General features: G+C 71.7%; 22 protein-coding genes. 5 read left to right on the top strand and 17 right to left on the bottom strand.

The window, feature by feature from the left end; all coding sequences use genetic code 11:
- Positions 1-18 precede the first annotated feature (18 nt).
- Both ASF45_RS05005 and ASF45_RS05000 read right to left on the bottom strand, forming a co-directional pair.
- The gene (locus ASF45_RS05005; RefSeq protein WP_056657905.1) at positions 19-327 is read right to left on the bottom strand and encodes a UBP-type zinc finger domain-containing protein; all 309 of its coding nucleotides are present in this window, start codon (positions 325-327) and stop codon (positions 19-21) included.
- 11 nt (positions 328-338) lie between these two features.
- Positions 339-1,607 (bottom strand): NAD(P)/FAD-dependent oxidoreductase, encoded by a 1,269-nt coding sequence (locus tag ASF45_RS05000; RefSeq protein ID WP_056657901.1) that lies wholly within the window; start codon positions 1,605-1,607, stop codon positions 339-341.
- A gap of 179 nt (positions 1,608-1,786) precedes the next feature.
- Between ASF45_RS05000 and ASF45_RS04995 the strand changes: the two genes are divergently transcribed.
- Positions 1,787-3,019 (top strand): MFS transporter, encoded by a 1,233-nt coding sequence (locus tag ASF45_RS04995; RefSeq protein ID WP_056657899.1) that lies wholly within the window; start codon positions 1,787-1,789, stop codon positions 3,017-3,019.
- Positions 3,020-3,043: 24 nt separating this feature from the next.
- On the opposite strand, the gene ASF45_RS04990 is transcribed toward ASF45_RS04995, so the two are convergent.
- From ASF45_RS04990 to ASF45_RS04955, 8 genes are all read right to left on the bottom strand, one after another.
- Positions 3,044-4,354 (bottom strand): MSMEG_0569 family flavin-dependent oxidoreductase, encoded by a 1,311-nt coding sequence (locus ASF45_RS04990; protein ID WP_056657896.1) that lies wholly within the window; start codon positions 4,352-4,354, stop codon positions 3,044-3,046.
- A 19-nt stretch (positions 4,355-4,373) separates the two neighbouring features.
- Complete coding sequence (locus ASF45_RS04985) at positions 4,374-4,664, bottom strand: MSMEG_0570 family nitrogen starvation response protein (RefSeq protein ID WP_056657892.1); 291 nt, start codon at positions 4,662-4,664, stop codon at positions 4,374-4,376.
- Between the two features lie 9 nt (positions 4,665-4,673).
- Positions 4,674-5,846 (bottom strand): MSMEG_0565 family glycosyltransferase, encoded by a 1,173-nt coding sequence (locus ASF45_RS04980; RefSeq protein ID WP_056657889.1) that lies wholly within the window; start codon positions 5,844-5,846, stop codon positions 4,674-4,676.
- Positions 5,843-6,880, bottom strand: a complete 1,038-nt coding sequence (locus ASF45_RS04975; protein ID WP_056657886.1) for a sll0787 family AIR synthase-like protein — start codon at positions 6,878-6,880, stop codon at positions 5,843-5,845. The genes ASF45_RS04980 and ASF45_RS04975 overlap by 4 nt, the downstream gene beginning before the upstream one ends.
- Positions 6,877-7,446, bottom strand: a complete 570-nt coding sequence (locus ASF45_RS04970; protein ID WP_056657883.1) for an MSMEG_0567/Sll0786 family nitrogen starvation N-acetyltransferase — start codon at positions 7,444-7,446, stop codon at positions 6,877-6,879. Before ASF45_RS04970 ends, ASF45_RS04975 begins: the two co-directional genes overlap by 4 nt.
- An 11-nt stretch (positions 7,447-7,457) precedes the next feature.
- Positions 7,458-8,540: an MSMEG_0568 family radical SAM protein gene (locus ASF45_RS04965; RefSeq protein WP_056658124.1), complete on the bottom strand. Its 1,083-nt coding sequence runs from the start codon at positions 8,538-8,540 to the stop codon at positions 7,458-7,460.
- A 73-nt stretch (positions 8,541-8,613) separates the two neighbouring features.
- Positions 8,614-9,621, bottom strand: a complete 1,008-nt coding sequence (locus ASF45_RS04960; RefSeq protein WP_056657880.1) for a Nit6803 family nitrilase — start codon at positions 9,619-9,621, stop codon at positions 8,614-8,616.
- A 167-nt stretch (positions 9,622-9,788) separates the two neighbouring features.
- Positions 9,789-10,271, bottom strand: coding sequence for an MSMEG_0572/Sll0783 family nitrogen starvation response protein (locus ASF45_RS04955; protein ID WP_056657877.1), 483 nt, complete (start codon positions 10,269-10,271; stop codon positions 9,789-9,791).
- Between the two features lie 282 nt (positions 10,272-10,553).
- Here ASF45_RS04955 and ASF45_RS04950 point away from each other — a divergent pair, with 282 nt between their 5' ends.
- Positions 10,554-11,924 (top strand): PLP-dependent aminotransferase family protein, encoded by a 1,371-nt coding sequence (locus ASF45_RS04950; RefSeq protein ID WP_056657875.1) that lies wholly within the window; start codon positions 10,554-10,556, stop codon positions 11,922-11,924.
- Between the two features lie 3 nt (positions 11,925-11,927).
- On the opposite strand, the gene ASF45_RS04945 is transcribed toward ASF45_RS04950, so the two are convergent.
- The 7 genes from ASF45_RS04945 to iolC all read right to left on the bottom strand — a co-directional run bounded on the left by ASF45_RS04945 (position 11,928) and on the right by iolC (position 19,425).
- On the bottom strand, positions 11,928-12,938 hold the full coding sequence (locus tag ASF45_RS04945; protein ID WP_056657872.1) for a tripartite tricarboxylate transporter substrate binding protein: 1,011 nt from the start codon (positions 12,936-12,938) through the stop codon (positions 11,928-11,930).
- A 50-nt stretch (positions 12,939-12,988) separates the two neighbouring features.
- Positions 12,989-13,624, bottom strand: a complete 636-nt coding sequence (locus tag ASF45_RS04940; protein WP_056657869.1) for an HAD-IA family hydrolase — start codon at positions 13,622-13,624, stop codon at positions 12,989-12,991.
- 58 nt (positions 13,625-13,682) lie between these two features.
- Positions 13,683-14,486, bottom strand: a complete 804-nt coding sequence (locus ASF45_RS04935; protein ID WP_063887582.1) for an SDR family NAD(P)-dependent oxidoreductase — start codon at positions 14,484-14,486, stop codon at positions 13,683-13,685.
- 17 nt (positions 14,487-14,503) lie between these two features.
- Positions 14,504-15,481, bottom strand: coding sequence for a tripartite tricarboxylate transporter substrate binding protein (locus tag ASF45_RS04930; RefSeq protein WP_056658121.1), 978 nt, complete (start codon positions 15,479-15,481; stop codon positions 14,504-14,506).
- Between the two features lie 141 nt (positions 15,482-15,622).
- On the bottom strand, positions 15,623-16,600 hold the full coding sequence (locus ASF45_RS04925) for a tripartite tricarboxylate transporter substrate binding protein (protein WP_056657863.1): 978 nt from the start codon (positions 16,598-16,600) through the stop codon (positions 15,623-15,625).
- Between the two features lie 81 nt (positions 16,601-16,681).
- Entirely contained in the window at positions 16,682-17,476 is a 795-nt protein-coding gene (gene iolB / locus ASF45_RS04920) for a 5-deoxy-glucuronate isomerase (protein ID WP_056657860.1), read from the bottom strand.
- Complete coding sequence (gene iolC, locus ASF45_RS04915; protein WP_056657856.1) at positions 17,473-19,425, bottom strand: 5-dehydro-2-deoxygluconokinase; 1,953 nt, start codon at positions 19,423-19,425, stop codon at positions 17,473-17,475. Before iolC ends, iolB begins: the two co-directional genes overlap by 4 nt.
- Before the next feature lie 64 nt (positions 19,426-19,489).
- Between iolC and ASF45_RS04910 the strand changes: the two genes are divergently transcribed.
- The 3 genes from ASF45_RS04910 to ASF45_RS04900 are packed head-to-tail and all read left to right on the top strand — an operon-like array spanning position 19,490 to position 21,466.
- Positions 19,490-20,362 carry a MurR/RpiR family transcriptional regulator gene (locus ASF45_RS04910; RefSeq protein WP_056657853.1) on the top strand — a complete coding sequence of 291 codons (873 nt, stop codon included), beginning with the start codon at positions 19,490-19,492 and terminating at the stop codon, positions 20,360-20,362.
- Positions 20,363-20,413: 51 nt separating this feature from the next.
- Positions 20,414-20,956 carry a hypothetical protein gene (locus tag ASF45_RS04905; protein WP_056657851.1) on the top strand — a complete coding sequence of 181 codons (543 nt, stop codon included), beginning with the start codon at positions 20,414-20,416 and terminating at the stop codon, positions 20,954-20,956.
- A 42-nt stretch (positions 20,957-20,998) separates the two neighbouring features.
- A complete protein-coding gene (locus tag ASF45_RS04900) occupies positions 20,999-21,466 on the top strand; it encodes a TerB family tellurite resistance protein (protein ID WP_056657848.1) in 468 nt (155 codons plus the stop codon).
- Position 21,467: the final 1 nt, after the last annotated feature.

Genomic DNA, 21,467 nt, shown 5'->3' with positions numbered 1-21,467 from the left:
CAGCGCCCTGCGCGGCGGTCAGACGTAGCGCGGGATCGGCCCGTTCTGCGGCGTGGTGTCCTCGCCCAGGTCGAGCATGACCTTGTCGACGAAGCACCAGCCCCAGCCCTCCGGCGGGTCGTAGCCTTCGATGATGGGGTGGCCGGTGGCGTGGAAGTGCGCCCGCGCATGGCGGTGCGGCGAGTCGTCGCAGCAGCCGACGTGGCCGCAGTGCCGGCACAGGCGCAGGTGCACCCATTCGCTGCCGATCTTCAGGCATTCCTCGCAGCCCAGGGCGCTGGGGTGCACGCGCAGGATGCCGCCGGTGTGGGAACAGACTGGTCGCATTCGGGAACTCCTCAGGCTTGGTGCAGGTACTGGTGGACGAAGGCCACCGCCATGGCGCCTTCGCCGACGGCGGTGGCCACGCGCTTGATGGAGCCGTGGCGCACGTCGCCGATGGCGAACGAGCCCGGAACGCTGGTCTCCAGATGGTACGGCGGGCGCTGCAGCGGCCAGGGGCTGGCCGGCGTGGCGGCGGCCAGCACGTCGGCGCCGGTCAGCAGGTAGCCGGCGGAGTCGCGCGCGATCGGCGTGTCGCGCGCCCAGTCGGTGTTGGGCAGGCCGCCGATGCAGACGAACAGGTGGCGTGTGGGCAGCGTCTCTTCCTTGCCGGTCTGGCGGTCGCGCACGGTGATGGCTTGGAGCGACCCCTCGCCCTGCAGGGCCGCCACCTCGCAATGCGTCACCACGCGCACGTTGGCGGTGGCGGCGATCTTGCGCACCAGGTAGTCCGACAGGGTGTCGGCCAGGCTGTTGCCGCGCACCAGCATCACCACGGCATGCGCATAGGCCGAGAAGTGCATGGCCGCCTGCCCGGCCGAGTTGCCGCCGCCCACCACGTACACCGTCTCGCCCTGGCACATGGGTGCCTCGCTGGCGCCGGCGCCGTAGAACACGCCGGCACCCAGCAGGCGGTCTTCGTTTTCCAGGCGCAAGCGGCGCCATTCGATGCCGGTGGCGCAGATGTTGACCCGCGCCGCGAGGTGGCTGCCGTCGGCCATGTCGACGTGGATGCCGTCGTCGCGGAAGGTGGCGTAGACGCCCTCGCGCAGTTGCAGGATGTCGACGCCGAAGCGCGCGGCCTGCTGGCGGGCCCGCTCGGCCAGCTCGGCGCCGCTGACGCCCTGCGGAAAGCCCAGGTAGTTCTCGATCAGCGACGAGCTGCCGGCCTGCCCGCCGATGGCCTGGCGCTCGACCAGCACGGTCTTGAGCCCTTCGGAGGCGGCGTACACCGCGGCGCTGAGACCGGCCGGCCCGGCGCCGTAGATCGACACGTCGTAGGTGGCCAGGCGCGGTGTGGTGATCCAGCCCAGGCGCGCGGCGACGGCGGGCACGGTGGCCGCGTCGATCCGGGTGCCGTCGGGGAATTCGCACACCGGCAACCGGGCGCTGTCCACCGGCTGTACACCTGCCAGCGCCTGGGAGGCCGCGCCATCGAGCTCAAGCCAGTCGTAGGCCACCCCGCTACGGCTCAGGAAGTCGCGGATCTCGAAGGCCTGCACCGAGTGGGGCGCGCCCAGCAGGCGGATCCGGGCTGGCTTGGGCGCATCGTGGGCGGGGGTCATGGCGGTCGTCTGAAAGTGGGGACAGCGCCAGTGTCGGCAGGGCCCGTTGCCGGCCAGTGTCCCGTGGTGGGCCTTTCAATGCAAACGCAACACGGCCCCATGACAGGTGTACGCAGCCCGTCGTCGCGCTGAAAGGGGGCGCGCCGAGACTGGCCGCACCGCTTCATCCGGGATGCCCCATGCCACACGCTTCGAACCCCACATTCCACACACCGGTGCCGGCCAGCGCGGCCGACCGGCTGCCCCAGTCGCTGGTGCTGCTGCTGGCCACCAGCGCCGGCATCTCGGTGGCCGCGCTCTACTACAGCCAGCCCATGCTGGGCGACCTGGGGGCCGACATCGGCGCCACGGCCCACACGCTGGGCTTCGTGCCCACGCTCACGCAGCTGGGCTATGCGCTGGGCATTCTGCTGCTGGCGCCGCTGGGCGACCGCTACGACCGCCGCCGCATCGTCCTGCTGAAGGCCGCGGTGCTGGTGGCTGCCCTGTTGCTGGCGGCGGCCGCGCCGTCGATCGGCGTGCTGCTGGTGGCCAGCCTGGCCATCGGCGTGGCGGCCACGATGGCGCAGGACATCGTGCCCGCCGCCGCCACGCTGGCGCCCGACGCGCACCGCGGCAAGGTGGTGGGCTCGGTGATGACCGGGCTGCTGCTGGGCATCCTGCTGTCGCGCGTGGTCAGCGGCGTGGTGGCCGAGCACTTCGGCTGGCGCGCCATGTTCATCGCCGCCGCTGCCAGCGTGGCCCTGATCGGGCTGGCCTGCTGGCGCGGCCTGCCGCGCTTCAAGGCCACCACGCACCTGGCCTATGGCGCGTTGATGGGCTCGCTGGCCAGGCTGTGGCTGCACCACGGCGCGCTGCGCCGGGCCGCGCTCGCGCAGGGCCTGCTGGCGGCGGGCTTCAGCGCCTTCTGGTCGACGCTGGCGGTGATGTTGCACGGCGCGCCCTTCCACCTGGGCAGCGCGGCGGCCGGCGCCTTCGGCCTGGCGGGCGCGGCCGGTGCGCTGGCCGCGCCGCTGGCCGGTCGGCTGGCCGACCGGCGCGGGCCGGAGCTGGTCACGCGGCTGGGCGCCGGCCTGGCTGCGCTGTCGTTCGTGGCCATGGCGCTGGCGCCGATGCTGTCGACCCAGGCGCAGCTGGTGCTGCTGGCGCTGTGCGCGGTCGGCTTCGACCTGGGCTTCCAGGCCACGCTGATCGCCCACCAGACCATCGTCTACGGCCTGGACGCGGGCGCACGCAGCCGGCTCAATGCGCTCCTGTTCACCGGGATCTTCGTCGGCATGGCGGCGGGAGCCGCGGTGGGCAGCCTGCTGTTCGCACAGTGGGGGTGGATGGCCGTGACGGCGTTCGCGACGGCGGCGGCGGTGGGCGCGCTGCTCGTGCGGTTGCAGCGGGCACCACTGCCCCGTGTTTGATCGGCTGCGACGCTGGCGTGCCTCTCAGGCCAGTGCGGCCTGCAACTGCAGCGCGGGCGCCCCCCGTGCACCTGCGGGATCGGCGCCAAGGGCCAGTCTGCGCTGCGCAATGCACTCGGCCAGGTACGCCGCATCGCGCGCCACACCGCTGAAGCGCCCCGACCCCCAGGTGTGCAGCCAGGGCAGGCCCAGGAAGTACAGGCCCGGCACGGCCGTCACGCCGCGCTGGTGCACCGGGTGGCCGCGGCCGTTGAACACCGGTGCGTCGAGCCAGCCGAAGTCGGGTGCGAAGCCGATGCACCAGACCACGGACGTGATGCCGGAGCCGGCCAGCGACAGCGTGGCACGCTCTTGCGCAGGCTGCCAGACCGGCTCGTACGGTGCGCCGGCCGGCGCGACGATGCCGCGCTCGGCGATGTACTTGTCGATGGACGCGTTGATGCCGTTGTAGGTGCGATCGGCCTGGTCCAGCACCTCTTTCAGGCGCGGCGCGAAGCGCAGCGTGTCGCCATCGGCGTCCAGGCCCTCGAGCACGCCGAACAGGTCCATGCCCTCCAGGGCGAAGCGACGCAGGTCGATGTCGCGCCCGCCGTCGCGGCCGGTCACGTAGTGGTTGGTGTTGTCGCGCACGCCCTCGCGCAGCGGGTGCTGGGTGACGGGCATGTCGTAGTACTGCATGTCGGCCAGCCAGTCGACCACGTCGCGCCCACGGTAGAAGCGGGCGCAGCGCGGCGCATCGCCCACGGCCAGCACCACCTGGCGGCCGGCCAGGTGCAGGTCTTCGGCGATCTGCGCGCCGCTCTGGCCCGATCCCACCACCAGCACCCTGCCGGGCGGCAGCTGGTCGGCGTTGCGGTAGGCGGCCGAATGGATCTGGCGCACGCTGGCCGGCAGGCGTTCCGCGAGGCGCGGCACGATGGGGGTGTGGTAGCCGCCCGAGGCCACCACCACCTGTTCGGCGAAGCATTCGCCCGCGCTGCTGCGCACGACGAAGCCACCCGGTGCGGGCCGCACCTGCTGCACGGCCACGCCTTCGCGCAGCGGCGCGTTCACGCTGGCCTTGAAAGCGGCGAGGTATTCGATGATCTGCGGCTTCTTCATGAAGCCGTGCGGGTCGTCGCCCTGGTAGGGGTGGCCCGGCAAGGCGCACTGCCAGTTGGGTGTGACGAGGCAGAAGTTGTCCCAGCGCTGGGTGCTCCAGGCGTGCATGGCATGGTGCTTCTCGAACACGACGTGGTCGATGCGCTGGGCCTTGAGGCCGTGGCTCAGCGAGAGGCCGGCCTGGCCGCCGCCGACGATGACGACGCTGTGGCGGGGGATGGTGGAAGTGGTCATGGGAATCTCCGGGGAGTGTTCAGGCGGGGGTGAAAGCAAGAACGCGCACGCGCGCGTCGGGCTGGTCGGCGAAGGGTGCGGCGCGCGCCTCGGTGTCGGCCAGCTGGTCGTGCGCGCGCGAGCAGGCGAAGCCGTACCTGGCCTCGACGCGGGCGCTGGCAATCGCCGTGGCTTCGCGCACGCGGCGCAGGAAGTCGGCCAGCGGGTAGTCCTGCCCGGGGGTGAAGAACTCCTCGATGACGAGGGAGGGCGAGTAGGCCAGGCTCTCGCTGGCGTCTGGCCAGCGGAGGCGGTAGTGCATGGCGGGCATGGGCTTCTTTCAGGCAATGGCGGGTTCAGCAGCCAGCACGCGCTGGTACCAGTCTTCGTGCAATGCGGCGCTGCGGGCCCAGCTGTGGGCCATGCAGACGGGCGGCGGCGCCTGCAGGCGCGGCAGGGCCAGCGCCTGCTGCAGGCCGGTGGCGATGGAGGCCACGTGCTCGGGATCGCACCAGGCAACGGCCGCTGTGTCGTGCAGCGTCTCGGTGAACGGTGGCCGGCGCGAGACCAGCACCGGCGTGCCGCAGCCCAGTGCCTCCAGCGCGGCCAGGCCGAAGCCTTCGACCAGCGAGGGCATGGCCAGCACGCTGGCGCGGCGCATCAGTGCGGGCAGCAGCGCATCGGGCAGCGGGCCGGTGCGCAGCACGGGCTGCTGCGGGCCCTCGGCGAGGCCGGTGGCGCACAGCGTGGCCAGCCAATCGCGCTGCGCGGCGCCATGGTCCAGCATGCTGGCACCACCGGCCACGACCAGGCGCGCATCCGCCCAGGCGGCATCGGTGGCGCGCAGCTGCGCGAAGGCCTGCAGCAGGCGCACGCTGTTCTTGCGCTCCTCCACCCCGCCGACCAGCAGCAGCATGGGGCCTGTGCATGCGGGCAGGCCCAGGGCCTCGACGGCGGCGGCATCACCGGGCTCCGCAGCAGGCCGGTAGCGCGCCAGATCCACGCCGTTGAACATGCGCTCGGCTGGCCGGTTCCACTGCTCGCGCAGGTTCCGGCGCCAGAAGTCGCTGACGCAGGCCACGCCATCGGCCGCACGCCAGGCGCGCTCCTGCCAGCGGTTGAGCAGCGGTTGGCTGAAATCGTCCAGGTGGTGCACGGTGCGCAACCAGGGCGGCAGCACGTAGCCGGCCTCGCGCAGCAGCGCCAGCGCGTTGCCCGAGAGGCTGTCCTGCGCGTGCAGCAGGTCGAAACCGCCGCGCGCCAGCAGCGGCGGCAAGGCCGCCACCAGCGTGTCGATGCGTTGCGCGACCTGGGCGACGAGGTCGCCCTGCAGCTGCGGCAGCGCGATGGTCTCGACCGGAAAGCCCACGGCGCGGAACAGCCGCTCGCCAGGTTCGGCCGCGGCGAGCACGGTCACGGCATGGCCCCGCCGCACCAGTGCCTGGGCCAGCTCCAGCGTGTGGACCACACCGCCGCGCGGGCGCAGCGAGTGCGTGAACAGGCCGATCTTCATGCGACCCTCCGCGGCTCGACGGCCGGTGCGATGAAGGGCTGGTCCGCCAGGTCCCACAGGGGCACGCGCGCGTCGCCGAGCTGCAGGGCCAGCACGCTGCCGCGGTGCACCGTGCCCACATCGGCGCAGGCGATGCCGCGCCGGGCGAAGCGTTCGATGGTCTCGTCGGCCTGTGCCGGCCGCACGCTCAGCACGTAGCCGAAACTGGGGAAGGCGTTGAGCCAGCGCAGGCGCTGCGCCGCGGCCGCGTCGCCCGCCACCGACCAGTCGGGCACGCCGGCTGGGCGCGGCAGCCTTGCCAGGTCCACGGTGGCGCCCACGCCGGAACACTCCAGCAGCATCAGCGCCGTGCCCAGCACCCCGGCCATGCTGATGTCCTTGCCGGCATCGACCAGCCCGGCCTCGGCCAGCGCCGGCAGCAACGCCATGTCACCGCGCAGGCGGTCGGCCGGTGCCGTGGTCGATGCGTTCCAGAACGGCGCTTCGCCCTGCCACTGGCCGCGCAGGTCCACCGCCACGAGCACTCTGTCGCCCGGTTGTGCAGCGAAGCTGCTGATCAGGCGCTGCGCGCGGCCCAGCACGGCCACCGCCAGCTGGCCGCTCGCGCTGCGCAGGTTGGTGTGCCCGCCGACCAGCGGCACGCCGTAGCGCTCGGACGCCGCGCGCATGCCGGCCAGCACGGCGCGGCCCTGCTCCGCGCTGCCGGCCCACAGCGCATCGACCACGGCCAGCGCGCGGCCGCCCATGGCGGCGATGTCCGAGAGGTTGACCATCACTGCGCTGTAGCCGGCGAACCAGGGCTGCTGCTCGACGAAGTCCTGCACCATGCCCTCGATGGCCAGCAGCAGGTGGCCCTGGCCGTCGGTGTCGGGCAGCACGGCGCAGTCGTCGCCGTTGGGGACGGCCGTGGCGAAGCTGCTCGGGCCGAGCTGCGGCAGCACGGCGGCGATGTCGCGCTTGTGCACGAAACCGCGGCTCGCGCGCAGCGCATCGGCCAGTTGCTCCAACACAGTGGTTTCGAGAATCGCGCTCATGACGTCCTCCGCGGCGAAACGACGAAGCCCGCGTACGGCGTGTCGCAGGGCGGGTAGTGCGCGAGGTCGGCCCGCATCAGCGCGTGCACGCGCCCGTGCAGCACCATCTCGTCCAGCACCTGCCAGTGCAGGCGCTCGAACAGCGGCACGTTCTGCGCCTGCACATGGGCCAGGAACTCGTGGCAGCCCAGCGCATGTGCGCTGCTGACGGCCAGGCGGATCAGCTCGGTGCCCAGCGCGCTGCTCTGGCGGAACGCGCGCCGCACCGCCAGGCGCGAACCCCACCACAGGCCGGGCGAGGCCTCGTGGATGCGCACCGTGCCCACCATCTGGTCGGCCTCGCCAGCCAGGACCGACAGCGCGACCAGGGTGTGCAGGCTGGGGTCGGCGTCGATCGCGTCGCGGTCGTCGCCGTCGAACAAGCCCTGCTCGGTGCAGAACACCTGGCGGCGCAGGGCTGCCGCCTCGCGCAGCATCCAGCCATCGCTGGCCCATTGCACGCGGAAGGCCTGCGGCCGGTAGTCGGTGGCGAGATCGCACCAGGGGATGGCGTGGGCGGTCAGCATCTGCGTCTCCTTCAAGCGGCCAGGGGCGCTTCGTAGCGCGACAGGGTCGAGCAGGCCGCGCAGCGCCCGCAGCCGGCCTTGATGTCGGACGCGCGCACGCCGGCATCCGCCACCATCGCGCCCAGCGGCTCCAGCACGCTGCGCATGAACGCCGGCGTGGGTGCGGCCCGGTCCTCCAGCGGTGTGCCGCTGATCGGCACGAAGGGCACGACGAAGGGGTAGACGCCCAGGTCCAGCAGGCGCCGGCTGGTGGACAGCAGGGTCTCGGCGCTGTCGCCCAGGCCGGCCAGCAAGTAGGTGCTGACCTGGCCGCGGCCGAACACCTCGACCGCCGCGGCGAAGGCGTCCCAGTAGCGCGCCATGGGCACCTCGGCCTTGCCGGGCAGGATCTGGCGCCGCAGTGCTTCGCCGATCACTTCCAGGTGCATCCCCAGCGTGTCCACGCCAGCGTCCTTCAGGCGCTGGAACCATGCGTCGGTGTCGGGCGGCTCGCACTGGGCCTGCAGCGGCAGGTCCACGGCGGCGCGGATGGCCTGTGCACTCTCGCACAGGATCTGCGCGCCGCGGTCGGGCGTGGGCGGCGTGCCCGTGGTCATGACCATGTGCCTGACGCCGTCGAGTTCCACGGCGGCCTTGGCCACCTCGGCCAGCTGGGCCGGCGTCTTGCGCGCGATGGTGCGGCCGGCCGCGAGCGACTGGCCGATCGCGCAGAACTTGCAGGCCTTGCGCCGGCTCTCGTAGCGGATGCAGGTCTGCAGCACGGTGGTGGCCAGCACGTCGGCACCGTGCAAGGTGGCGATCTGGTTGTACGGAATTCCCTCGGCCGTCTGCAGCCCGTAGAAGCGCGGCGCGCGCGGGAACGCGATGCTGGCAATCGGAATGCTGCCCCGGCGCAGGACGCTGCGGCCGTCCGGCCCAGGCGCCTCGGCGACGAAGGGCGAGCTGAAGGCCGTGGCCGTGTGGACCGGCACCATCAGCGTCACGCCGTCCACGGTCACGGCCTTGTGGTCGGACGGGCCGGCCCCGCCGCGCCGGCTGGCCGCGCCCGCGCCGGGATCGACCAGGCGCAGGCCCTGGCTCTGCAGCTCGGTCATGAGCTGGCGTGCGCTCTCGGCAGAGGTCTCTGCGGGTTCGAGGACGACGGTGGTCATGGACGGGGCTCCAAGGTCAGGCGACGCGGCGCAGCGGCGCGTCGGTTTCAAGGGGAAGGTCGGCTTCGTCGAGCAGCGCCTCGCCATCGGGCAAGGGCATCGTCGTGCGCGCCGCATCGCGCCGGATCGCCAGGCGCAGCAGCTCGGGCCGCGCGTAGTGGCCCACCGAATCCATCATGCGTTTGCGCTTGGCGATCAGCGCGAAGTCGAGGTCGGCGACCACCAGGCCCTCGCCCTCGGTCAAGGGCTCGGCCAGGTACTTGCCTTCGGGCGAGACGATGGCCGTGTGGCAGCCGCCGCGCAGCGCGCCCTGCAGCTTCTCGTCGGGCGTCACGGACTGGATCTGCGCGTCGTGCAGCCAGCCTGTCGCATTCACGACGAAGCAGCCCGACTCCAGCGCATGGTGGCGGATCGTCACGCCCATCTGGTCCGCGAAGATCGGGCCGACCAGCGAGCCCGGGAACTGCGCGCAGTGGATCTCTTCGTGTTCGGCCATCAGCGCGTAGCGGGCCAGCGGGTTGTAGTGCTCCCAGCAGGCCAGCGCGCCGACACGGCCCACGCGCGTGTCCACGGCCGTGAGGCCGGCGCCGTCGCCCTGGCCCCAGACCATGCGCTCGTGGTAGGTCGGCGTGATCTTGCGGCGCTTGAGCACGAGCCGGCCGTCGGCATCGAACACCAGCTGCGTGTTGTACAGGCTGCCGTGGTCGCGCTCGTTGACGCCCAACGCCACCACCATGCCGTGCTCGCGCGCGGCGGCGGCCACGGCGTCGGTCAGCGGGCCGGGCACCGTGGGCGCGCGCTGCATCAGCAGCAGGTGGTCCGCGCCCTGCAGCACGGGGGGCTGCACGAACGAGAAGTAGGGGTAGTAGGGCACGAAGGTCTCGGGGAAGACGATCAGCTCCACGCCCTGCTTCGCGGCGTCGCGCAGGGTCTGCAGAACGCGCGCCAGCGTGCCGTCGGCGCTCGTGAGATCGGGCGCGATCTGCGCCGCCGCAGCGCGGACGGTGCGGTGCGGGGTGCTCATGCGCCGTCTCCTTCGCACAGCGGCGCGTCGCACGACACGGTACAAGAGGCCGCGAAGCAGGCCGTGCCGGCGGACGCCGCGGAACTGGCTCTGCCAGGCCGCTGGCGGCGCCCCTTGAGGGGTATGGGATGGCTACACGCAGTGAGCCAGCCAAACGGGGTGGTCATTTACAGCGTCCAGGTGTCGATGATCACCGCGCCGGCCTTTTTGTGGAGCAGCACGATGTCCAGCACGTCGAGCGGGTTGATCGGGCGCACGCCCTCGATCAGCGAACCCTCGCCGTGGCCGTACAGCGCCTGCAGCGCGAAGCGGCAGGCGTAGACCTTGCCGCCCTCGGCGATGAACTTGGTGATCTGGTTGTTGAAGTTCTGGTGGCCGGGGAAGGCCTCGTCGCCGATCTTCGGGAAGCCGCGCTTGACGCCCAGCGTGACGCCCGGGCCGTACAGCAGCACCGAGGTGTCGTAGCCCTTGCGCTGCAGGCGCGTGGCCTGCAGCAGGTTCACGAAGCCGATGGAGCCTTCGAAGGCCACGGTGTGGAAGGTGACCAGGGCCTTCTCGCCGGGTTCGGCCTTCACGTCCTCGAAGACCTTCTCTTCGTAGTCGACCAGGAAGTCGCCGTTGCGGTGGGCGGGGTGCGTGACTTGGGGCATGGTGGTCCTCGTGCGGTTGGGTTGGGTGGCCGGCGGAATGGCCGGACGCCTGTCGCTTTGCGAAGGACGTACCAGGCCGGCGCAAGACCATGCGATCAAGGACCGATCAAAGCAGCGTCAGGGCCTTCGCACGCCCTGTGGCGGGCCGCGCAGGCCGTGCGCCCCATGCACCAGCACAACGCGCCGGCCATGCAATCAATGCACCCGATCAATGGACGGCATGCACCAAGCTGCGCCGGACGCGGCCATGCAATCAGCCCGTGCAGCAGGCAAACTCGCCGCATGCCCTTCGCCCACTGGGTCCACCGCCTCAAGTCCAGCCCGCTGCCGGCCTACCAGCTGATCCCCGACCTGATCGCCGAGGACCTGCAGCAGGGCCGCCTCGCGCCGCGGGAGCGCCTGCCGCCGCTGCGCGAGCTGGCCGCCCGACTGCAGCTGAACTACACGACCGTGGTGCGCGGCTTCGCCGAGGCGCGCGAGCGCGGGCTGATCGCCTCGCGGCCCGGCATGGGCTCGTTCGTGCGCGGCTCCTTCATCGGCCTGCCGCTGCGGGCCGGCACCGGCGCCGAGATGACGATGAACATGCCGCCCGAGATCGAGGACCACCCCGCCATGCAGGCGCTGCTGGAAGGCGCCAACGCCGGCCTGGCCGCCGTACCGCTGCACGACCTGATGCGCTACCAGGACTTCGGCGGCACGCCGCGCGACCGCGCGCTCGGCGCGCAGTGGTTGTCCCAATGGGTGGAGGCCGATGCCGCGCGCGTGCTGGTGGCGCCCGGCATCCATGCCGTGCTGCTGGCGCTGGTGTCGCTGCTCGTCAAGCCCGGCCAGAGCCTGTGCGTGGAGGCGCTGACCTACCCCGGCATCAAGGCCATCGCCGCGCAGTTGGGCACCCGCCTGCACCCGCTGGCCATGGACGAACTGGGCCTCGTGCCCGACGACTTCGAGGCCGCATGCAAGAGCACGCCCATCGGGGCGCTGCACCTGTGCCCCAACCTGCACAACCCGACCACGGCCACGCTGCCGATCAAACGACGCGAGCAGATCGCCGACATCGCGCTGCGCTACAGCATTCCCCTCATCGAGGACGATGCCTACGGCATGCTGCCGGCCGCGATCCCACCGTCCATGGCCGAATTCGCGCCCGACCTCGTGTACTACGTGAGCGGCATGTCCAAGTGGCTGGGTGCGGGCCTGCGCGTGGCCTACGTGCAGGCGCCCTCGGCCGCAGCGCATCTGCGCCTGGCCGGCGCGCTGCGCGCCACCACCGTGATGGCCTCGCCGCTCGTCAACGCCATCGTCGCCAACTGGATGGAGAACGGCCAAGCCGAGGCCGTGCTGCAGGCCGTGCGCGCCGAATGCGCCTGGCGCAGCACGCAGATGCGCCAGCTGCTGGGGCCGCATGGCGTGCGCACGCAGCCGCATGGCTTCCATGGCTGGCTGCCGGTGCTGGCCTCGGACAGCGAGAGCAGCCCGGCCACACGCATCGCAGCCGAGCTGCGTGCGCTGGGCATCGCCGCCGTGGACGGCACGGCCTTCTCCACCGACCGCCAGCCGCCCGAAGCGCTGCGCCTGTGCCTGGGCGGCGGGCTCACGCGCGACGACTGCGGCCGCGCGCTGCAGGCGGTGCGCGAGGCGCTACCGCCGGCCTGAGCCTCACTCCGCCCGGATGTCGTTGGCCTTCACGATGTCGCGCCACAGGTCGAAGTAGTAGCGCGTCATCTTGGCCAGTTGCTCGGGCGTGCCGCCGCCCACTTCGTCGCCGCGTTCGGTGATGCCGCTGACGATCTTGGGGTCCTTGAGCGCGGTGTTCATCGCCGCATTGGCCTTGGCCACGATGTCGGCCGACAGGCCGGGCGGGCCGTACAGGCCGATGAAGGAAATCACCTCGAAGTCTTTCACGCCGGCCTCGGCCGCGGTCGGGATGTCGGGGAAGGCCGGCACGCGCTGGGCGCCCGTCACCAGCAGCGGGCGCAGCTGGCCCGACTTGATGAAGGGCGCGATGACCGATGCCGCGTCGAACATGGCGCTCACGCGGCCGGCGATCAGGTCGGTCATGGCCGGGCCGCTGCCCTTGTAGGGCACGTGGTTCATCTTGGGCTTGCCGATGCGGTCGCGGAACAGCTCCATGCTCGCGTGCGTGAGACTGCCGGGGCCGGCGCTGGCGTAGTCGATGTCCTTGCCGGCCTTGTCCTGGGCCTTGACCCACTCGACGAACTCCTTGAGGTTCTTGGCCGGCACGGTGTTGGGCACCGCCAGGATCAGCGAGGAGGTCAGCAGCAAGCCGATGGGCGTCAGCTTGAGCGGGTCGGCCATGGCCGTGTTGCGGTAGGTGTGCGGGTTCAGCGTGATGTTGCCGTTGCCCACCAGCAGGCGGTAGCCGTCGGGCGCGGCCTTCACGACGTTGTCGGTGCCGATGTTGCCGCCGGCGCCGGCCTTGTTGTCGATGACCACGCCCTGGCCCAGCACGGCCTGCATGCCGGCCGTGACCATGCGGCCGGCGAAGTCGGTCTGGCCGCCGGGCGGGTAGCCCACGACCAGCGTGACGGGCTTGGTGGGCCAGGCGCCCTGGGCGAAGCTCAGCGGGCTGGCGATGGCTGCAACTGCGGCCAGGCCGTGTTGCAGGGCGGTGCGGCGCGTGGTGGCCGTGCCAGATGTGTGATGCATGGTGTGTCTCCTCGTCGGGTGGATGGAATCGTCATGTTCTTGTGGTGCTCTCAGTGCGCGGCCAGGCTGCCCTGCAGGGCCGACAGGCCGGCGATGCGCTGCACCGAAGCGGGCAGGTCGGCCGGATGCTCGCCGAGCGCGAACACGCGCATGCCGGCGGCGATGCCCGCCGCGATGCCCGAGGCGCTGTCCTCGACCACCGCGCATTCGGCGGGCGCGAAGCCGATGGCGCGCGCGGCGTGCAGGAACAGGTCGGGCGCAGGCTTCCAGGCACCGATGTCGTAGGCGCTGAAGATGCGGCCCTCGAACCAGGGCAGCAGCCCCGTGAGGCCCAGCACGAGCTCGATCTTGTGGCGCGGCCCGTTGGAGGCCACGCAGAACGGCAGCTGCAGGCCGCGCACGAGCTCCAGCGCACCTTCGATGGGTTGCAGGTGCGCCTTGAAGTAGCCGGCCATGCGCGCACGCACGCGGTCTTCGAAGTCGGCCGGCAGCGGCTGGCTGCTGCGCTCGGCCACCACGCCGATCTGGCGCGACATGGGGGCGCCGCGCTGCGCGTCCAGCACGGCGCGCGCCGTTTCAGGCAATCCATGCAGCGCGCCCTCGGCCAGCATGGCCTCCACGAGCCAGGGCTCGCTGTCGACCAGCGTGCCGTCGCAGTCGAAGATCAGGGCGCGGATGGAATTCATTGGATGCCTTCGTGCTTCGCACTGCGGTGCCGAGCCCCTTGGGGCGGCCCGGCGGTGCTCATGCGTTCTGCGGGTTCTGCTTGAGGTCGTACAGGATAGCCGCGCTCGTGAGTCCCCCATCGACCACGAGGTCGTGGCCGTTGACGAAGCGCGCGTCGTCGCTGGCCAGGAAAGCGATGGCGTCGGCCACCTCGTCGGCCTGGCCGTAGCGGGCCATCGGCGTGGCCTGCACGATGGCCTGGCGGATCACGGGGCCGTGCAGGTTGGCGGTCTGCGCCGTTTCGATGGGGCCGGGCGAGACCGAGTTGACCGTGATGCCGAAGGGCGCGAGGTCGATCGCGCACGACTTGGCCAGCGCCAGCACCGCACCCTTGGACGAACAGTAGGCCACGCGGCCGGACCAGACCTGCTGGCCCGAGATCGAAGCGATCATGACGATGCGGCCCTGGCGCCGCTCCACCATGCGCCGCGCCACGGCCTGGGTGGTGAGGTAGGAGCCGGTCAGGTTGATGTCCAGCACGCGGCGCCAGGCCTCGATGGGCGTGTCCAGCACCGAGCCCTGGAAGCTCACGCCCGCGCTGTTGACCAGCACGTCGATGGCCCCGTGCGCCTGCCAGGCAGCGGCCACGGCCTCCTCGACCTGGGCCGCGTTGGTCACGTCCAGCGCGTGGTAGCTCACGTGGCCGGCCGGCTGCGCGAGTTCCTCGGCCACGCGGCGCAGCTCGTGCGCGTTGACGTCGGCCAGCGCCACCTTGGCGCCCTCGCGCAGCAGGCGGCGCGCGCTGGCCAGGCCCAGGCCGCTGGCGCCGCCCGTGATGAAAGCCGTCTTGCCGGCGAAGCGGCCCCAGGTCTCGTTGCCCATGTCTGCGTCCTCGGTGTTCACGCCGGCTTGATGCCCAGGCGTTGGATCAGTTCGCGGAATGTAGCGTTGTCCCGCGCGATCAGCGACTTGAAGTTCGCTTCGTCCAGGTAGCCCTCGCCCATGTTCTGCTTGGCCATGGTCTCGCGCAGGGCCGGTTCGCGCAGCGTCCTGGCCATGGCCTCGCGCAGCACGGCCAGGGCCTCGGGCGGCGTGCCCTTGGGCGCGGCCAGGCCGCGCCAGCCGCCGACCACGAGGTCGATGCCGCGCTCCTTGAGCGTGGGCACCTGCTCCCAGCCGGCCGCGATGCGCTTGTCGGCCATCACGGCCAGCGGGCGGATCTTGCCGGCCTGCACGTAGGTGGCCACCTCCACGGGCGTCACGGCCACCGCGTCGATGTGGCCGCCCATCAGGTCCAGCACGGCCGGGTTGGCGCCGCGGAAGGGCACATGGTTGAGCTGCACGCCGGCCTTGTCCTCCAGCGCCGCGGCGGCCAGGTGGCCCAGCGAGCCGGGGCCGGCATTGCCCACGCGCAGGTCGCCAGGCGCCTTGCGTGCGGCGGCCAGGAATTCCTCCACCGTCCTGTACGGCGCCTCGGTGCGCACGGCGATGGTGGCCGGGTCGGCATTGAGGCGTGCGATGGGCAGCACATCGTCGGCGCTGAACTTCACCACGCCCATGTGCGGGATCATGGTGATCTCCACCGTGATGATGGCCAGCTTGTAGCCGTCGGGCCGCGCGTTGATGAGCTCGGCCCAGCCCACGCCGCCGCTGGCGCCGGCGCGGTTCACGACGATCAGGCTCTGGCCCAGGTGCGGGCGTGCGGCCTCGGCCAGCGCACGCGCCAGCACGTCGGTGCCGCCGCCGGCCGCGAAGGGCACGATCAGTTCGATGGGCTTGTTCGGATAGGCCTGGGCAGCGGCGCTGCCCAACACGGGCAGCGCGCCCAGGGCGGCCACGCGGGCCAGGGCTTGTCGGCGGGTGGTGATGTTGGTCATCTCGGTGTGCAAGGAGTGGTTCAAGAGGCCGCGGAGCAGGCCATGCCAGCGGCCGCCGCGGAACTGGCTTTGCCAGGCCGCTGGCGGCGCCCCCCCGGGGGGGATGGGACTTCTACACGCAGTGAGAAGTCCAAACGGGGGTCAGTCCAATCTGATGTTGGCGGCCTTGATGACGCCGCTCCAGAGTTTCTGTTCGCTGGCCACGAAGCTGCCGAGCTGGGCCGGCGTCATGGGCATGGGCTGGATGCCGATCTCCTCGAGCTTGGCGCGCGTCGCCGGGTCGGCCAGCGCCGCGCCCAGGTCCTTGTTCATGCGTTCGACCACGGGCGCGGGCAGCTTGGCCGGGCCGACCAGCACCTGCCAGGCATAGGCCTCGAAGCCCGGCACGCCGGCCTCGGCCATGGTGGGCACGTCGGGCAGGATGGCCAGGCGCTCGGGCGTGGCGATGGCCAGCACGCGCACCTTGCCGGCCTTGATCATGGACAGGCTGGGCGGCAGGTCCACGAACATGCTGTTGACCTGACCGGCCATGAGGTCCTGCAGCGCCGGGGCCGAGCCCTTGTAGGCCACGTGCAGGATGTCGGCCTGCGTCTTCTGCTTGAACAGCTCCAGCGCCACATGCAGCGGCGAGCCGGGGCCCGACGAGGCCGAGGACACGGCGCCCGGCGTCTTCTTCGCCAGCGCCAGGAGCTCCTGCACGTTTTTTGCCGGGAAGCTGGGGTGCACGGCCAGCACCAGCGGCATCTTGCCCAGGCCGCCGATCCAGCTGAAGTCCTTCTGCGCGTCGTAGGAGAGGCTGGCGTACATCGCCGGGTTGAAGGCCAGCGTGCCCGAGTCCACCGTGCCCACGGTGTAGCCGTCCGGCAGCGCGCGCGCGATGAAGGTCGCGCCGATGATGCTGGCCGCACCGGGCTTGTTGTCGGCGATCACGGGCTGGCCCAGGGTCTGGCCCATGCGCACCGCGAGCTGGCGCGCGATCACGTCGGTGGTGCCGCCCGGCGCGTAGGGCACGATCCATTTGACGGGCTGGTGCGGGAAGGCGGTCTGGGCCTGCGCCGTCGGCAGCCCGGCCGCGAGGGCCGTGGCGGCCAGCAGTTGAAGAAGTGATCGCTTGTGCATGGTGTCTCCGGTGGTTGAAGGCGTGCGGGGGCCTGCCGCGGCGGGCCGGTTGTTGTTCTTTCGGGTGGACTGCGGCGGCGCTCAGCGCGGCGCGAGCATCCATTCGTGCGCGGGATCGTTGCGGAAGGCCCAGTGCCGGCGTGGGCCGGCCATGGTGTTCAGGTAGTACAGCGCGTAGCCGTGCGGCGCCACGCAGGGGTGGTAGCCGCGCGGCACCAGCACGGTGTCGCGGTGCTCCACAGCCATGGTCTGGTCCAGGCTGCGGTCGTCGGTGTAGACGCGCTGGAACGCGAAGCCCTGGGCCGGGTCGATCTGGTGGTAGTAGGTCTCTTCCAGCACGGTCTCGCCCTCGCCGGCCGTGTCGTGCTTGTGCGGCGGGTAGCTGGAGGCGTGGCCGGGCGGGGTGATGACCTCGACCACGAGCAGGCTTTCGGCCTCTTCGGTCTGCGGCAGGATGTCGCAGACGTAGCGCGTGTTGCTGCCCTCGCCGCGCCGGCTGCGCGCCATCTGTGCCGGCGCGATCACGCGCGTGGCGAAGCGGCCCTCGGCCGGCGCGGTGCTCAGCGCGACCTCGGCCGGGCCCGCGGCCACGATGCGCACGGACTGGCCCGGCGGCACGTACACGGCGGCCGGGGCGCGGTCTTCGAACACGGTGGCGCGGTTGCCGATGGCGCTGAAGCGCTGGGCGCCGACCTGCACGTCGACCGCCCCCGCCAGCACGGTGATGCAGCATTCGCGCGCACCGGTGTCGAAGGCCTCTTCGTCGCCGGCCGCGAGGCGCAAGGCCTTGAAGCCCACATAGGTCCAGCCGGCCGAAGCGGGCGTCACGTCGGCGATCACACGGCCCATTGCCTGGGCCTTCACGAGAAGATTCATGCGGCCTCCGCCATCGGACGGCTGGCGCGCCAGCCTGCAATCAAGCGGCGGAAGTTGGCCGCCACCTGGGCCGTGAAGGCCGCATCGTCGATCTCCCCCTGCAACCAGGCCGCGGCCGGCGCGGTCCAGCAGCTGCGGCCCACCATGAAGCCCTTGACGATGGGCGCCTGTGCGGCGTGGAAGCTGTCGACGAGCTGCTGCAGCGGCTGCGACAGGCCCAGGATCACGGCGCCGCGGCACCAGGGGTCGCGTTCGCGCACCAGCGCGTCCAGCGCCTGCCATTGCGCGGCGGCCATGGGCGGCAGCTTCCACCACTCCGGCTTGAAGCCCAGGTCGTAGAAGCGGCGCACGGCGCGCACCACGGCCTCGCCCTGGTCGCCCGGGGCCAGTTGGTCGGCGGGCGGGATCACCTCGAGCAGCAGCTCGTGGCCGCTGGCGCGCGTGGCTTCCCAGACCTGTTGCAGCCATTCCTCCTGCTCGGTGCGCAGCGCCTCGGCGTCGTCGGGGTGGTAGAAGGCCAGGCACTTGACGGTGTGTTCGCGCGGCCAGTGCGCCAGTTCCGAGGCCAGCGAGGCCGTGCCGTCGAAGCGCAGCGGGCGCGAGCCCGGTTTCTCGATGGGCCGGCCGATCCACCAGCCGCGGCCGGCGGCGGCGTGCAGCGCGGCCTGGCCGATGCGCCCGTCGATCAGCACACCGATGCGGCCGCGGTTGCCGGCGTCCTGCTCGACCTCTGCAACCACCTCGTTGAGCAGCAGCTTGAGCGTGGACAGGCGCGCGGCGTCGGCGCCGGTCTGGCGTGCCAGGTCTTCGAGTTGCGAGCGGTGGTCGTAGGCCATCACGCAGACCTCGGGCCACTGCGGGCGGGCGGCAGACACGCGGTGCAGGTGGGAGAGCACGGGGTCCTTGTCGGGCCGCGGATGGCGGTGGCCCGAGAACCAGTGCGCGAGTTCGGCCTGCGTGGGCATGGCGGGCGCGCAGCCATGGCGCGAAACCACGATGGCGCCGCAGGCGTTGGCGATCGCGGCCGATGCGGCCAGCGTCTTGCCGCGCAGCAGGCCGGACAGCAGGCCCGAGGCGAAGGCATCGCCCGCGCCCAGCACGTTGAGCACCTCGATGCGCTCGCCCAGCACGGTGGGCGCATCGTCGATGGCGGCCGGCACGGCGCCTTCGATCAGCGAGCAGCCCAGCGGGCCGCGCTTGACGACGAATTGCGCCTGCGTGTGTTCGCGCGCACGGCGCAGGCTGGCCATGAGGTCGCCCTCCACGCCGCCCGCGATCATCCATTCCTCTTCGGTGCCGATGATGAGTTCGAACTGGCCGAGCTGGGCCTGCAGGTGGGCCGAGACACTGTCGCTGCCCACGTAGCGCGTCTCGCCATCGCCCTTGGCCGCGAGGCCCCAGAGCACGGGGCGGTAGTCGATGTCGAGCGCGCGCACCAGGCCGTGGCGGCCCGCGATCTCCAGCGCGCGCCGGCTCGCGGCCAGCGTTCCGGGCGTGGACAGGTGCGTGCCCGTGATGACCAGGCAGCGGCAGCGCGCGAGGAAGTCTTCGGAAATGGCGGCAGCGTCGATCGCCATGTCGGCGCAGTTCTCGCGGGCGAACAGCAGCGGGAAGCTGTGCTGGTCACGCAGGCCCAGCAGCACCATGCCCGTCAGGCGCTCGCGGTCGATCTGCACCTGGCTCACGTCGCAGCCTTCGCGGCGCAGCGTCTCCAGCAGGAAGCGGCCGTTCTGCTCGTCGCCCACGCGCGAGACCATGGCCGAGCGCAGGCCCAGCCGCGCCGTGCCGAAGGCCATGTTGGCGGACGAGCCGCCCAGGTACTTGTTGAAGCTGTGGGCCTCCTCCAGCGAGCAGCCGATCTGCTGCGCGTAGAGGTCCACGGCCATGCGGCCCAGGCAGGCCACATCGAAGTCGCGCGCATCGGCGCTGGGGAAGTGCAAACTCTGCATCGGAACCAGGGTCTCCGTTGGAATGGCGCCATGGTATCGTGATTAGAAATAAATTTCCAATACTTTGAAAAATAGAAATCCAGTTCCAGCTGTGACGCAGGCGCCGTACACCGATGCCGACGCCTTCCTGGCCGCCGTGCGTGCGGGCTACGAGCCGCTGTCGCGCCAGCTCAAGGCCATCGCGCGCCATGTGGAGGCGCAGCGCGACCGGCTCGCACTGGACGGCATCCAGGAGACTGCGCGCCAGTGCGAGGTCCAGCCCTCGGCCGTGGTGCGCTTCGCCAAGCACTTCGGCTTGGCCGGCTATTCGGAGATGCAGGCGCTGTTCCGTGCCGGTGCCGCGCGCCAGCTCGCGCCCGAGGGCGGCTACCAGCAGCGCGTGCGGGCGCTGGCCGGGGCCGGCTCGCCCGCGCAGATCGCGCACGAAGTGATCGGCGGCAGCATCGCCAGCCTGCAGGCGCTGCAGCAGGCCCTGCCCGAGGGCGATTTCGATGCCGCTGTGGATCTCATGGCCCAGGCGCCCGCGCTGTGGCTGGTGGCCTCGCGCCGCGCCTTCCCGGTCGGCGCCTACCTGGCCTATGCCTTGCAGCACACAGAAAAGCCCGTGCACTGGCTGCATGGCCTGGGCCACATGCAGGAGGGCCAGCTGCGCGCGCTGGCCGCGGGCGACGTGCTGGTCGCCGTGTCCTTCGCGCCCTACGCGAGCGAGACGCTCAACGTCGTCGAGGCCGCGGCGGCGCGCGGCGCCAAGGTGCTGGCACTGACCGACAGCCGGCTCAGCCCGCTGGCCAAGCGCGCCGACGCCGTGCTGCTGGCGCAGGACGGCGCGACCTTCGGCTTTCGCTCGCTGACCAGCACGCTGTGCCTGGCGCAGTCGCTGTTCCTGGGGCTGGCCTGGCGCATGGAGCTGGCCTACGGCAAACGCTCGGGCGATTGAAAAGCTGTGACCATCGCCACACCGTCTGATCGACTTCACAGGAGAACCCCGATGGCATGGACGCCACACACCCTGCGCCGCCCACAGGTCTGCGTTCTGGGCAGCGCGGAGCCCGGCAGCGCGGCCCACGACCTGGCCGCCGCGGCCGGCCGGCTGCTGGCGCAGCTCGGCATCACGCTGGTCAGCGGCTGCGGCAGCCCGGCCACGCGCGTGGCGGCCGAACAGGCGATCGCCGCGGGCGGCCTGGTCGTCAGCATCGTGCCGCCGGGCGAGATGCCGGCGCCGGACTGGCCGGCCACGGTGGTCATTCCCTGCGGCATGGGCGATGCGCGCAACCTGCTGATGGCCCTGGCGGGCGACGCCTGCCTGGTGGTCGGCGGGCGCGCCGGCACCATCTCCGAGGTCTGCCTGGCCTGGCTGCACCACCGGCCGCTGCTGCCGCTCACGGGCTGCGGCGGCTGGTCCGACGGGCTGCTGGACAATCCGCCGGACGAGCGCGGCAACGCGCCCATCCTGCCCTGGGACTCGGTGGCGGCGCTGGAGCGCCAGCTGCGCCAGCTCGGCCTCGTGGCGGCCGCCGGGAACCCGCAGTAGCCGCAGCGGGTCCACCGTCCACCGCCATTCCCGAAGCCCCGCATGCTGCGCACCCTCAAGGAACTCTTCGACGCCTTCACCGCCCCTGCCGCCGGCCAGTCGCTGGCGCAGCGCGCGCACACCCAGCAGCTGGCCGTGGCCGTGCTGCTCGTGGAAGTCATGCGGGCCGAGCCCGGCTCCGGTCCGGCCGAGCGCGCGGCCGTGCTGACGGCGCTGCGCCGCAAGTTCGACCTGGCCGACGACGAGCTCGAGCGCCTGCTGGAGCTAGCCCAGGCCGAGGCCCAGGCGCTGTACGACTACCACCGCTTCACGAGCCTGCTCAACGAGCGCTTCACGCAGCCGCAGAAGGTCGCGCTGGTCGAGGCGCTGTGGACCGTGGCCTATGCCGACCTGCATGTGGCGGCCCACGAGAACCACGCCATCCTCAAGATCGCCGAGCTGCTGCACGTCACGCACGGCGAGTACATCGCGGCCAAGCTGCACGCCAGGCAGGCGGCGGGCGCGGCCTAAC

The sequence above is a fragment of the Pseudorhodoferax sp. Leaf265 genome (assembly GCF_001422365.1).
Classification (GTDB): domain Bacteria; phylum Pseudomonadota; class Gammaproteobacteria; order Burkholderiales; family Burkholderiaceae_C; genus Pseudorhodoferax.
The sequence above is the reverse complement of the archived record's forward strand: the minus strand, read 5'-3'. Positions and strand labels throughout refer to the sequence as shown.